The following is a 13,097-nucleotide window of genomic DNA, read 5'->3' as shown; positions in this document are numbered from 1 at the left end:
GAGGTGGTTTGGGTATAAAAATTATTCTGATTTTTGCTCGCGACCTAATAACGCCATCGCCGCTTCTTTCACATCTTTATTTTCATAAAGTACCTGATAGATTTGCTCGGTGATCGGCATTTCAATACCGGTACGTTGTGCAAGTAAATAGACTTCTTTGGTGTTGCGGTAACCTTCTACCACTTGACCAATTGATGCTATCGCCTGCTCAACACCTTCACCTTTACCCAGTGCTAAACCAAAACGACGGTTACGAGACTGATTGTCTGTACAGGTGAGGATCAAATCACCAAGACCGGCCATACCCATAAAGGTTTCAGATTTCGCGCCCAGTGCACAACCTAACCGGCATAGTTCAGCTAAACCACGGGTGATAAGGGCAGTTCTAGCATTAGCACCAAAACCAAAACCATCAGACATACCTGCACCAATCGCAATCACATTTTTAACCGCACCACCGAGTTGAATACCAATAAAATCATTATTGTTATAGACCCGAAATGAGCGACCGCAATGCAGTAAATCAGCGAGCTGTTTTGCAAAGGTTGTTGATGTTGACGACACTGAAATAGCTGTAGGTAACCCCATTGCCATTTCTTTGGCGAAGGTAGGACCTGATACCACAGCCAGCGGCACATCATCGCCGAGTTCTTGCTGGGCAACTTCTTGCAGTAATCGACCGGTATCTGGCTCTAAGCCTTTGGTCGCCCACGCAACTTGCGCACCATCAAGTAATGAAGGCTTAATTTGCTGTAATGTATCGCCAAATGCATGGCTTGGTACCACAACCAAAATTACTTGGCTTGCAGTCACCGCAGTATGTAAGTCGGCTTCAAGGTGTAAAGTATCAGGGAAAGTGACGTCTGGTAGGTAACGTTGATTTTTCCGCTCAGCTGCAAGCGTAGCAACGTCATCGCTATTGCGCCCCCAAAGCGTCACAGTGTGACCGTTTCGGGCTAAACAAATAGCAAGGGCGGTGCCATAAGACCCCGCCCCTAATACTGTAACAGCTGAATTGACTGTATTCATCAATTAAGCGTCTGCAGTTGCCTGTTCAGCTTGCGCTGCACGTTGCTGCATGTATTGCGCGAATAACGCGTCAAAGTTAACAGGTGCAAGGTTAAGCTGTGGGAACGTACCACGGTTAACTAAGTTAGATACCGCTTCACGCGCATATGGGAACAGTACATTCGGGCAGAATGCGCCTAGCATGTGTGCAAGTTGTACTTCTTCAACTTCAGCGATGGTGAAAATACCCGCTTGTTGAATTTCACATAAGAATGCAGTTTCTTCGCCAATTGACGCTGTAACTGTCAATGCTAAAACAACTTCAAACACACCTTCGTCTAATTTGTTTGAACGTGTATCAAGGTCAAGCTTAACTTCTGGTGTCCATTCTTTTTGGAAAATAGCAGGTGAATTAGGCGTTTCAAAAGACACGTCTTTTGTGTAAATACGTTGAATAGTAAATTGTGCGCCAGTTTCTTGTTGTGCTGCTACGTTCTGATTTTCTTCGTTCATGATAATTCCTAACTTTTAATCGTTTTTATAATAAATACTTAAGCGTTTAACTTTGCGTCAAGCTTGCCTTGGGCTTCAATTGCCATCATGTCGTCACAGCCGCCGATATGCTCATCATTAATAAAGATTTGCGGTACTGTGCTCGCGCCGCCTGCTTTGGCGATCATTTCATCGCGTAATTCAGGCTGTACACCGATATCTATATTCTTAAATTGCACACCTTTACTGGTTAGCAATGCCAATGCTCGCTGGCAAAAAGGACAATACGCTTTGGTGTAAAGAACAACCTTACTCATAACAATTCCTCTAGCGGCCTAACTAAATTAATTAGCGACCTGTTGTCGTTGGTAGACCGGCACTTTGCCATGCCCCCATACCGCCAGACAACACATACACTGATTCAAAACCAGCTTTATGCATGGCAGTTGCGATACCTGAGGCAGTCATGCCTGTGGTGCATACCAATATAATGGGTTTACTCTTCGACTTTTCAAGGCTTGAGAAGTCAGATTGTTTTGCTTTTTCAGGGCTAAGGTGCTCAGCGCCTGCAATACGACCATTATTAAATTCTTTTTGGGCACGTATATCTACAACTAAACCGTCTTCACGGTTAATGAGTAACGTTAATTGCTGCGGGTTTATTTGACGAATTGCTGAAAACTTACTTTTAAACCAACCGCCGACAATGAGTGCAACCAAAGCAACCCACGCTAAACTTAATATCGGATGATTACCGACAAATTCAATATATTGATCCATGCGTCTTCCACTATGAAAATTGTCCCGCGCCTTTGGCGCTGGGGTTAAACGTAAGGGCAATGCCCTAGCCACGCAAGTATACGTGCTTGATTAGAAATTACCAGAGAGTGAAATATTTTAATATGCAGCTTTGATTGCTGATCATAACTACAAAACACGGTATGCTTAGCTGCAACAGGAGCTAATTTTCAGGAACCAAAATGACACAGCATAAAAAACCTCTCGTATTAATGATTTTAGATGGTTGGGGATACCGTGAAGATGCACAAAGTAATGCAATTTTAGCGGCTAACACCCCTGTTTTAGATGAACTTTGGGCCACTCGCCCGCATACCCTAATTTCTGGCTCGGGTTTAGATGTTGGTCTTCCTGATGGGCAAATGGGTAACTCAGAAGTTGGCCACGTCAATCTAGGCGCAGGTCGTGTGGTTTATCAAGACTTCACTCGGATAACTAAAGCAATAGACGACGGTGAATTTGCCCATAACCCAGTGTTAGTTGAAAACATAGATAAAGCCGTCAATGCCGGTAAAGCCGTTCATTTAATGGGCTTACTAAGTCCAGGCGGTGTGCATAGTCATGAAGATCATATTGTCGCTGCAATCGAATTAGCAGCGGCTCGCGGCGCTAAAGAAGTGTACTTTCATGCATTTTTAGATGGCCGAGATACCCCGCCACGCAGTGCTAAGACATCGATTGAGCGTATTGAAGCACTGTTTAGCAAACTAAATTGTGGTCGTCTTGCTTCTATCATTGGTCGTTACTACGCAATGGACCGCGATAATCGCTGGAACCGTGTTGAACAAGCCTATGACCTAATGGTCAGTGGTATTGCACAACATAATTACGCTAACGCAGTCGAAGGATTAGCTGCAGCATATGAGCGTGATGAAAATGATGAGTTCGTAGCTGCCACAGCAATTGCACCACAAGGCCAAGACCCAGTACAAATAAATGATGGCGATACCGTTATTTTCTTAAACTTTAGAGCCGACCGTGCCCGTGAAATGACCCGCGCATTTGTTGATAAAGATTTCGACGGCTTTGCAAAGAAAAAAGCGCCTAAATTAAGTGCCTTTGTTATGTTGACCGAATACGCCGCAGATATCGACGCACCAGCAGCTTTCGCCACCGTCCCTTTAACTAATGTATTGGGGGAATGGTTTGAAAAACACCATAAAACACAGCTGCGTATTTCTGAAACCGAAAAATACGCACACGTGACGTTTTTCTTCAGCGGCGGACGTGAAAATGAATTCGAAGGTGAAACGCGCGAGCTAATACCTTCACCACAAGTTGCTACCTATGACTTGCAACCTGAGATGAATTCAGAAATGCTTACCGACAAACTAGTGGCAGCCATTCAAAGCGGTAAATACGACGCGATTATTTGTAACTATCCAAATGGCGATATGGTCGGCCACTCGGGTGTGTTTGAAGCCGCTGTAAAAGCCTGTGAAGCGGTTGATCATTGTATTGGTCGTGTTATTGCTGCATTACAAGAATTTGGTGGCGAAGCGCTGATCACCGCGGATCATGGTAATGCCGAGCAAATGGCAAACCCAACTACAGGCCAAGCTCATACTGCTCACACCAGTGAACCTGTGCCATTTATTTATGTTGGCCGTGATGCAACCCCAAGCGAAGGCAAAGCCTTAAGCGATGTTGCACCAACCATGCTACACCTAATGGGCATGGAGCAACCAAGCGAAATGACTGGCACACCGATCATGACTTTGAAATAAACTATGCGTAGATGTGTTAAACAATTCATTGTTAGTACATTAATTGTGTCTTCATTGGTGGCAGCTTCGGCTGTCGCTAATGAAGACCGTACTAAAAAAGATCTCAGTGAAATTCAAAGTGCGTTAAAACAAAGCCAAGCCGAATTGGCCGCCCAGCGTAAAGACATCGCTAAATCACAAAAAAGCCTGCAACAGCATGAACTTGATATCGCTAAAAATGCCAAAGCACTGAATATTGCTGAGCAATCAATTCGCGATACCGAAAAACAACAAAAACAGCAACAGCAACAAGCTAACGCGCTTGAGCAAAAACGCCAAGAACAGCAACAAGCACTTGCCGCACAAATTAAAAGTGCTTATATGTCCGGCGGGCATGACTACTCAAAAATGCTGTTGAATCAAGAAAACACCGCGCAGGTTGAGCGCGCATTAAGTTATTACAATTATCTTAACAAAGCACGTATTGAACAAATTGAAGAGTTAAAAGCCTTACTGCTGGAAATCGAAGCGGTGCAAGCTGAACTTGAAAAAACCAAACTCCATTTGGTTGCCTTACATAAAGAGCAAGCCACTCGCCATCAAGCGCTAATCGCTGCACAGCAGCAACGTAAAGCCAATATTAAAGAACTAAAAACTAAACTTAGCTCAACAAAAAACTCTATTGATTACCTAAAAGAGAACGAAAAGACCTTAGTCACAACCCTGCAAGAACTTGAAAAAGAGAAAACTCAAAAAGTTGAACTACTCGGCTTAGCGAGCAGTAAAGGAAAGTTAAACTGGCCAACAAAAGGCAAAATAGAACATAGTTTCGGACAACGAAAACACGGCGGCATTGACTGGAAAGGCGTATTAATTGGCGCGCAAGAAGGCAGTAACGTGCAAAGTGTTCACAACGGCCAAGTTGTATTTGCTGATTGGTTAAAAGGCTATGGCTGGGTGATTGTGCTTGATCATGGTGACGGCTTTATGAGCTTATACGGTCATACCCAAACCCTGTTAAAAGACGTCGGCGATATGGTTCGTCAAGGCGACATCATCGCATTAGTTGGACAAAGCGGCGGACAAGCAGATTCTGGTCTATACTTTGAAATACGCCACAAAGGACGCGCAGTAAATCCTGTAAAATGGTGCAGACGCATTTAAGTGATTAAACAGCTGCACCCCATTGGGAGCAGCTGATGCCAAATACACAATTCAACATCAAGCAGTTACAACACTCTGCTGTTAATCGCATTCTAATAAGCTATTTATTACTCGTGAGTGTTTTTTTGTGCCTGAGTTTTAATAGCTTTGCGCTCACTACTGTCGGCGATTTAAAAAGCCAGCAAAGAAATGAAATCCTGTTTAATATCCACGCCTATTATGTGGAAGACTTAGCACTGCAACAAAGTTTCGAAAACAACCAGCAATTTGAAGCCTTGCTAGCGCAATTAGACCCTTATTCTAAGTACCTTGATGAGCAAGAGCTTGAAGCGCTATTTAGTAGCACTAACGGCCGTTATACAGGACTTGGCATAGAGGTAAAACAGCAAGAGCAAAAAATTGTCATTATCAACACCATTAAAAACTCCCCAGCCGCCATAGCCGGGATCCTAAAAAATGATGTGGTACTTGCTATCAATCAGCAAACGGTGATGAATAAAGACATCAACCAAGTTGCACAAATGATTAAAAGCAGTGGCACCGCATCTGTCATCTTAACGATTGAACGCGGCAATGCAGTTAAGGCAATTGATTTTAATCTTACTCGCTCTGAAATTAACTTAGAGAGCGTAACTAGCTCCTTGTCTGGTTTTGGAATTGGCTACTTAGCGATTAATAGTTTTAGCAATCACACCTTCCATGATGTAGCACGAGAAATAGCAATACTGCAAAGTAATTATGGCGCAGCCCTTACAGGCTTAGTGATTGATCTGCGCGATAACCCTGGCGGCACATTACAAAGTGCTGTCGCGGTATCGGATCTGTTTTTACACAGTGGCACCATAGTCACCACCAAAGGGCGCTACTATGATGCAAACCAACATTACCGTGCTAAAAAAGGCGATATTTTAAATGGTGCGCCCATTGTTGTGCTGATCAATGAAAACTCAGCCTCTGCAGCAGAAATTTTAGCCGCGGCATTAAAAGACAACCACCGCGCCACGTTAATTGGTAGTCAGTCATTTGGCAAAGGCTCAGTGCAGTCGCTGATCCCACTTGGTAACGGTAATACGGCATTAAAATTAACCACCGCAAAATACTTTACCCCATCAGGGCAATCAATTGATGGCATTGGCGTGACCCCCGACGTGGCGATTAATCAATCAACCCTTTCACAAATAGATAAAGTAGTTATAATAAAAAATGAACAAGGAAGCGACGATCCGTTATGGCCAAATTCAGCCGCAACCGATCCTCTGTTATTAAAAGCGCAGCAGCTATTAACGATGAAATAAACGTTTTAGCTCACAAAAAAAAGATAATAAAAATTATAAACGTGAAAAAACTAGCTTGGCTATTATTGGCTATTTGCAGCTTACCCGCCGTTGCGGCAGGCAAGCAAATAGCCATCGTGATCGATGATATTGGCAATCATCAACGCGACCTCGAAACCTTAAATTTACCCGGTAAAATATCGTACTCGATTTTGCCTCATACCCCCTATTCACAAATTTTTGCCCGCTTGGCTAGTCAATCAGATAAAGAATTACTGCTGCATATTCCCATGCAAGCACTCGATAACAGCAAAGCACTTGGCCCAGGTGCACTCACCAGCGATATGAACAAACAACAATTACAACATACACTCGGCAATGCCCTTGCTACGCTGCCACAAGTCAAAGGCGTGAATAACCATATGGGCTCAGCGCTTACCCAAGAAAACCTGCCCATGAAATGGACCATGGAAGTGCTAAAAAAGCGCAATCTGTATTTTTTAGATAGCCGCACTACCGGCTTAAGCCAAGCGCAAAACGTGGCTAATTTATATGGTGTGGAAAATGTTGGCCGCCATGTATTTTTAGACAATATCGTTAATGAACAGCAACTGCAGTTTCGCCTCAACGAACTAAAATATAAAGCCGAGCGTTACAACTTCGCCATCGCGATTGCCCACCCCTACCCTGAAACTATCGAATTTTTACAGCGCAAGCTACCCGAACTTGAACAACAAGGTTTTGAACTCGTGCCGCTATCGCAGCTGGTAGAGCGTAAATATATACAGCTCGCGCAGGCAGAGAGCAAAGGAGTGAGTGCGAGGTGAAAGCGGTAAGCGGTAAGCGGTAAGCGGTAAGCGGTAAGCGGTAAATTTTAAGTTGAAAGCTACAAGTTGCAAGGGAAAAGGTTCTAGGTTCTTATATGGACTCCCTAAGTAAATCAACAAAGAACTGTCTTTAAAAACAAGTATAGATGCGTGCTTATATACGGGCTTTATCGAGGAGCTACCTCGCCCTAAAATGTACTCGCACCAATAGGCAAATTCTAGGAAGCGGCATCTAAAGTGCCTTTGGACCTAACTTGCTTCTATTGGTCGGTCTTACCTGCTTTACATCGCTCTTTGCTGATTCAACATGGAATATCAAACCAATGAGATTGGCTGATATTCCGTGTCATTCTTTAATATCGCATACGCGGTTCTCACCGTTTTGTTTGCTAAAGCAACCGCTGCGATTTTTTTGCCTCTTCTCTCAACTAAGGCTTGTAGCCAACGCTCTTTGCTTGTTCTAGCTGGACGTTTACTCACTTGAGTGATAACAGAAGGCGCTCCTTGAAAAAGAGTGGAACGAAGTCGCTTATCTGCATTACGCTTTGAAATATGTCCAATACGTTCTTTACCACCTGAACTATGTTGCTTTGGCGTTAACCCTATATTTGCTGATGCTTCACGACCGTTGGTAAAATTCTCACCCTGACCTAAACGCACCGCTAGCCCTAAAGCACCGATGGGGCCGACACCCTCTAACTTCATCAACTTTTGACAGGTAGTATCATATTTTACCGCGTCTTCGAGCTGGCGTTCCAAAATGGCAACATGTTCGATTTGCTGTAGCAAGTGCTGCCATAAATAATTCAGTGTTTCACGAAAAGACTGAGGCAAGCTATTTTCAGCGTCTTCCAGAATAAAAGGAATGTGCTTACGGAGCTGGGATAAGCTTGGTGGCACAATAATACCAAACTCTCCAAGTAAGCCCCTGATTTGATTACTCTGTGCTATTTGATGTGTCTTTGCTAAATGACGAGCTCGCTCCAATGATTGCAGAGCCTGCTCTTCGGCAGATTGCACACGAGCACCATGGATATGCTCTTGAGAAGCGGCGATTGCGATAGCTAAAGCATCATTACGATCCGTTTTTTGCTTAGTTTGGAAAGGCTTAACTGTTCTTGCGGAAATGACTTTGACTTCGTGACCAAGAGCACGTGCTAGCCTAGCCCAATATTGCGCACTACCACACGCTTCCATCGCCACCACTGAGCGTGGCTGCTTAGCAAGCAGCTCTTTTAGCTTTGCTCGGCTAAGCTCTCGGTTGAAGAGGATTTTACCTTTTGGATCTCGCTTGCAGACTTGAAAAACATTTTTTGCTAAATCAATAGCCAATATATTAGTATCTTTCATGTATGGACTCCTTTGGTTAATCTTTTGTCGGATTAAAACCGTACCTCCTCAGGGAGAGGGAGTCCATACATCTAGGTTCTAGGAAAACAGAATCGTCCGTCGTTAAATTAATCACCGTAGGTTGTGGTTGAGAGCAACGAAACCCAACGATGGAAGAATAAAATTGGGTGATGGCTTTGTATTAAACAGACATTCAGCAACATTTTTTAAATAACTTTACTATCGAGCAAGTTGATTAATGCGCATATCTATTGCTTATTCAAGAAGTACTTGGTCGTGCCAGTATCCTTACAACACACTACACACACGTTAGTCATAAGCAGTTATCTGAAACTACTCCCCCCCTTTTTCTAAAGGTGGTCGTGGATTGTTTTGATGAAGAGTGTTATTTTAGCCTTTCAGAATTTCGTTATACTTAAACACGTTAATACCATTTAATCCTAAAAAATAGCCAGGCAACTGGTCTGACCACTAAAATCAAATAAATGTGTATACTTAAACATAACAACTAACCCTACTTTCACGCGCAGCATTGAGTCTCCTGAATATAGGGAGAAAAAGCCGACCTTAGTGTCGGTTTTTTTGTAACTGAAATAAGGAAGTTTGTTTGAAAACTCGTATTTATATTGATGGATACAACTTATATTACGGTTGCTTAAAACGAACACCTCATAAGTGGTTAGATTTGTATAAGTTATTTTATAATCACATTTTACCAAGCTCTTCTCATCAGCCATACACATATAATGATTTAAGTATTAAGTACTTTACAGCAGATATTGTCGGTAAAGCCGCAATGTCTGAAGACTCTCTTAGAGATCAACAAACTTATCATCGAGCATTACAGTTTAATACGCAAGAAGCTCAACTTGAAATCATTAAGGGGTATTACGCAATTAATAAAACACGTGCTTTTAAGGTTGATGAAAACAACTCTAAAAAGCCCCCGAATGAGTGTGAGTATGTTGATATATGGAAGTTAGAAGAAAAGCAAACTGACGTAAATATTGCAGTTGAGTCATTATTTGATGTAATGACTGATGATAGTTTGGAACAAGTAGTATTTGTCACAAATGATACTGATTTGTCTCGTGTCCTTGAAAAAATACAGTCCTTAAACAAAGTTAAGATAGGACTTGTTATACCTACAACAGACAGTGTACGGATGCCAAACGAAAAATTAGACAAGTTTGCCGACTGGACACGAAAGAATATCTTGGAAGAGGAATTAAAAAGCTCTCAACTACCAAGAGCCGTTGAAGGTGGACGTAAACCTACAATTAAACCTATTGGCTGGTACGGACAACCAGAGATCATAGAAGGTATTTTTGAAATACTATTAACTGTAGAAAAAAATCGTACTAAATGTTGGCGTTGGTTGGAAAAGCAACCACCAAAATTTGAAGATCTACCAGATTTGTTAGATGTGCCAATCAACATGCTTGATGATGAAGCTTCGGCTAGAATTGTGTTGCTCTATGCCCAGAGGTATGTCGAAATATCAAAACGATAAATCTGAATTGATTCAATAGAATCTAATAATTTGAAATTAAGTGGATCGTAGTTTGTACTGGCTCAGACATCAATTGCCACCACCCACGTCTGCCACTAACTTGCCGAATGCTTTGTCAGCCTTGTATCCCTCTAAAGCGCAGCGCCTCTTAACCTCTTTGTGAATAATTTACTTAAAGCTCTTTTTTTATAATGTTTTGCAACAGGGCTAAAAAATAGCGGTGGCCACGTTTACCACTTATGGCTTAAAACTTACCACTTAGAACTAAAAAGAAGCTAGCAGGACTGTATCCGCCCTACTAGCTATAACGTAAAACTACAGGATAAAGGTGGCGACTTTTTCATTTAGATCAGTTGCACGGTCTTTAAGTGTTTTTGCTTGGCTTAAGTGAGTCATTGCTGATGAGGTGATTTCATCAGTGACATCTTTAATTGCGACCGTGTTTCGGGTGATTTCGTTAGTCACTTGAGTTTGTTCCTCGGCTGCGACGGCAATTTGCCCCGCCATGTCGGAAATTTCATTCACTGCTTGAGTGATCTCTTCTAAAGCTTGCGCTGCTGCGTTGACATCATTAACACTGTTATTAGCTAACCCTTTACTGCTATCCATCAAGCTAACCGCTTTTTTAGTGGTATTTTGCAACGTTTCAATCGTGGTATAAATCTCTGCGGTAGAGTTTTGCGTACGATGCGATAACACCCGCACTTCATCGGCGACAACGGCAAAACCACGGCCTTGTTCACCGGCACGTGCAGCTTCGATTGCAGCATTCAATGCCAGTAAATTCGTTTGCTCTGCAATCTCTTGAATCGTGGTTAAAATGCTTGAAATTGCTTGTGCATGCAGGCTCAGCTCACTGATCACCACTGTGGTTTCATCAATTTCAGAGGCTAGTGAGTTAATCGTGGTTCTGGTTTTATCAACCAAGCTTTTCCCTTGAATACTGCTTTGCGCCGATTGCTGCGATGCGGCAGCGGTATTTTCAGCATTCGCTGCAATCTCATGGGTGGCACTGGACATTTCTGTAACCGCGGTTGCAACCATAGTGACTTCTTGCTGTTGGCGCTGTAATTCATTAACGCTCGAGTGATTTGTCAGTAGGCTTTTTTCTGCGTCTAAATCCAAATCAATCGCCAGTTGACGAATATGACTGATCAACTGATGTTGACTACCCACAAAAGAGTTAAAGCTATCTGCTAATGCCCCGACTTCATCTTTACTATCTACGCTAATACGCTGTGTTAAATCGCCATTCCCTGCTGCTATACGTGATAACGCTTGCGATACGCGACTCAGAGGTTTAAGTAACAGCCCCAATAGCCACGAGATAGCTAATACGCTAACAATTAGCGCTAAGCTCGCCAATCCTAACTGAGTGACCATTAGGCTCAGTAATGGCGCTTCTAGGGTTTGTTTGTCGAGTACAAAAACAAGTTGCCAATCGGTGTTAGGAATTTGTTCACTCCACAATAATTTTTCACGATCTTCAGCTGAAAAATACACTGGGGTGAGCTTGCCTGTTTGCTCATTTAATTGAATAAGGCGGTTATTTAATTTGGCCTCGATATTGGTTATTTTACCCATCAACTTACTTGCATCTCGATGAGCAATCACAGTGCCGTCGTTATGCATCATGATCGCATAACCATTGGCTGGTAATGACATGTTACTCACGCTATCAACAATACTCGCTATTGATACATCACCGCCAACCACACCATCGCGGGTAGATTGAGCAATCGTTACCACTAATAAGTTAAACGCGACATCTAAATAAGGCTTGGTAATAATACTTTCACGGGCTTGTTGTGATTGTTGATACCAAGGTCTCGCTCTTGGATCATACCCTGAACGGTCAATTCTCGGGTTTGAGTCAATCATTACGCCATCATTGTTGCCATAATAAGTTAACTGAAAATCGCCAGAACGCTGCGCTTGCTGTAGTGCATTGAGGGTATTATCTTCAATCTTAGCTGCAACAGAAGTAATAACTCGCTGACGATCAGCTAACCATGCTTCAATGCGTTCCGCTTGTTGCTTACCCGATAGGCTGACACTATCAACGCTACTTTTTAACAATAATGCTTTTTGTGTGGAGTAGCTATACCATGACAATAGGACAACCACGATTGTCAGCGCGAGAACAACCGATAATAATATTTTTTTCTTGAGTGAATATGAGTTCATATTGAGTGCTAATACTGATTTTAATTAAATAGAAACGAAGATAAATACAGCTTGGGGTTAGCTTAATTTAGAGTATGAATTGAGAAGTGATCTCAACCTTGTTTTATTTTCGCATACAAGATTTGAAAAATAAATTAAAATCAAATAATTAGGGGTAATATAAAAAGAAGCATTATTAATTCAATGTAAAACTTAAATTAATAACCTAACGAGTGTAAATAAATAGCACGGTATAAATACTGCATGTATATTTTTATTTAAAATAATTGTATTACCTAATCACTACATTAAAAAAATGATAAACCGTGATTAAGAAACCATCGCTCTGGATGAAACCGATATTATAGATCTGCTGTTCTGATCATCCTCTGTGAAAGGGTTTAACAGGATTTTTCTAGTCAACTGTTTATCTTCTTCATGAGTTTTTAGTAGTAACGTTTTTCCATCAACCTCAGCACTTGCAATACTGGTATCAAAGTAGGTGGGTTGTCTTGCCTTGTGCCACTTTCTATTTGGCACTAACCAGAAAAATGCTTTGTTAATCTCTAAAGCGCAGCGCCTCTAAACCTCTTTGTGAATAATTCACTTAAAGCTCTTTTTGTATAAAATTTTGTAAGTGGGCAATGAAAATAGAGTTGGCCACGTTTGCCAGTTATGACTTAAAGCTTATGACTTAAAGCTTATGACTTAAAGCTTATGACTTAAAGCTTATGACTTAAAGCTTATGACTTAAAGCTTATGACTTAAAGCTTATGACTTAAAGCTTATGACTTAAAGC

Annotated in this window: 11 protein-coding genes; 5 read left to right on the top strand and 6 right to left on the bottom strand. The window is 42.0% G+C overall.

The window, feature by feature from the left end; genetic code table 11:
- Positions 1–21 precede the first annotated feature (21 nt).
- From gpsA to ENH88_RS17280, 4 genes are read right to left on the bottom strand one after another with little or no spacing between them, the layout of a single operon-like run.
- A complete protein-coding gene (gpsA, locus tag ENH88_RS17295; RefSeq protein ID WP_304184118.1) occupies positions 22–1,029 on the bottom strand; it encodes an NAD(P)H-dependent glycerol-3-phosphate dehydrogenase in 1,008 nt (335 codons plus the stop codon).
- A gap of 3 nt (positions 1,030–1,032) precedes the next feature.
- Entirely contained in the window at positions 1,033–1,521 is a 489-nt protein-coding gene (secB, locus tag ENH88_RS17290) for a protein-export chaperone SecB (RefSeq protein WP_304184116.1), read from the bottom strand.
- 38 nt (positions 1,522–1,559) lie between these two features.
- Entirely contained in the window at positions 1,560–1,817 is a 258-nt protein-coding gene (gene grxC, locus ENH88_RS17285; RefSeq protein WP_304184112.1) for a glutaredoxin 3, read from the bottom strand.
- A gap of 31 nt (positions 1,818–1,848) precedes the next feature.
- On the bottom strand, positions 1,849–2,280 hold the full coding sequence (locus ENH88_RS17280; RefSeq protein WP_064665456.1) for a rhodanese-like domain-containing protein: 432 nt from the start codon (positions 2,278–2,280) through the stop codon (positions 1,849–1,851).
- 200 nt (positions 2,281–2,480) lie between these two features.
- Between ENH88_RS17280 and gpmM the strand changes: the two genes are divergently transcribed.
- The 4 genes from gpmM to ENH88_RS17260 are packed head-to-tail and all read left to right on the top strand — an operon-like array spanning position 2,481 to position 7,269.
- Positions 2,481–4,025, top strand: a complete 1,545-nt coding sequence (gene gpmM, locus ENH88_RS17275; protein ID WP_304184110.1) for a 2,3-bisphosphoglycerate-independent phosphoglycerate mutase — start codon at positions 2,481–2,483, stop codon at positions 4,023–4,025.
- 3 nt (positions 4,026–4,028) lie between these two features.
- On the top strand, positions 4,029–5,168 hold the full coding sequence (locus ENH88_RS17270) for a murein hydrolase activator EnvC family protein (protein ID WP_304184107.1): 1,140 nt from the start codon (positions 4,029–4,031) through the stop codon (positions 5,166–5,168).
- A gap of 35 nt (positions 5,169–5,203) precedes the next feature.
- A complete protein-coding gene (locus ENH88_RS17265) occupies positions 5,204–6,463 on the top strand; it encodes a S41 family peptidase (RefSeq protein WP_304184105.1) in 1,260 nt (419 codons plus the stop codon).
- 41 nt (positions 6,464–6,504) lie between these two features.
- Positions 6,505–7,269 (top strand): divergent polysaccharide deacetylase family protein, encoded by a 765-nt coding sequence (locus tag ENH88_RS17260; protein WP_304184104.1) that lies wholly within the window; start codon positions 6,505–6,507, stop codon positions 7,267–7,269.
- Between the two features lie 315 nt (positions 7,270–7,584).
- Here ENH88_RS17260 and ENH88_RS17255 read toward each other — a convergent pair whose 3' ends face one another.
- Positions 7,585–8,619: an IS110 family transposase gene (locus tag ENH88_RS17255; RefSeq protein WP_304184103.1), complete on the bottom strand. Its 1,035-nt coding sequence runs from the start codon at positions 8,617–8,619 to the stop codon at positions 7,585–7,587.
- A 607-nt stretch (positions 8,620–9,226) separates the two neighbouring features.
- Here ENH88_RS17255 and ENH88_RS17250 point away from each other — a divergent pair.
- Positions 9,227–10,132: an NYN domain-containing protein gene (locus ENH88_RS17250; protein WP_304184102.1), complete on the top strand. Its 906-nt coding sequence runs from the start codon at positions 9,227–9,229 to the stop codon at positions 10,130–10,132.
- A 315-nt stretch (positions 10,133–10,447) separates the two neighbouring features.
- Here ENH88_RS17250 and ENH88_RS17245 read toward each other — a convergent pair whose 3' ends face one another.
- Positions 10,448–12,319, bottom strand: coding sequence for a methyl-accepting chemotaxis protein (locus ENH88_RS17245; RefSeq protein ID WP_304184101.1), 1,872 nt, complete (start codon positions 12,317–12,319; stop codon positions 10,448–10,450).
- Between the last annotated feature and the right edge of the window lie 778 nt (positions 12,320–13,097).

This window comes from Pseudoalteromonas prydzensis (assembly GCF_011050055.1).
GTDB lineage: Bacteria > Pseudomonadota > Gammaproteobacteria > Enterobacterales > Alteromonadaceae > Pseudoalteromonas > Pseudoalteromonas prydzensis_A.
The sequence above is the reverse complement of the archived record's forward strand: the minus strand, read 5'-3'. Positions and strand labels throughout refer to the sequence as shown.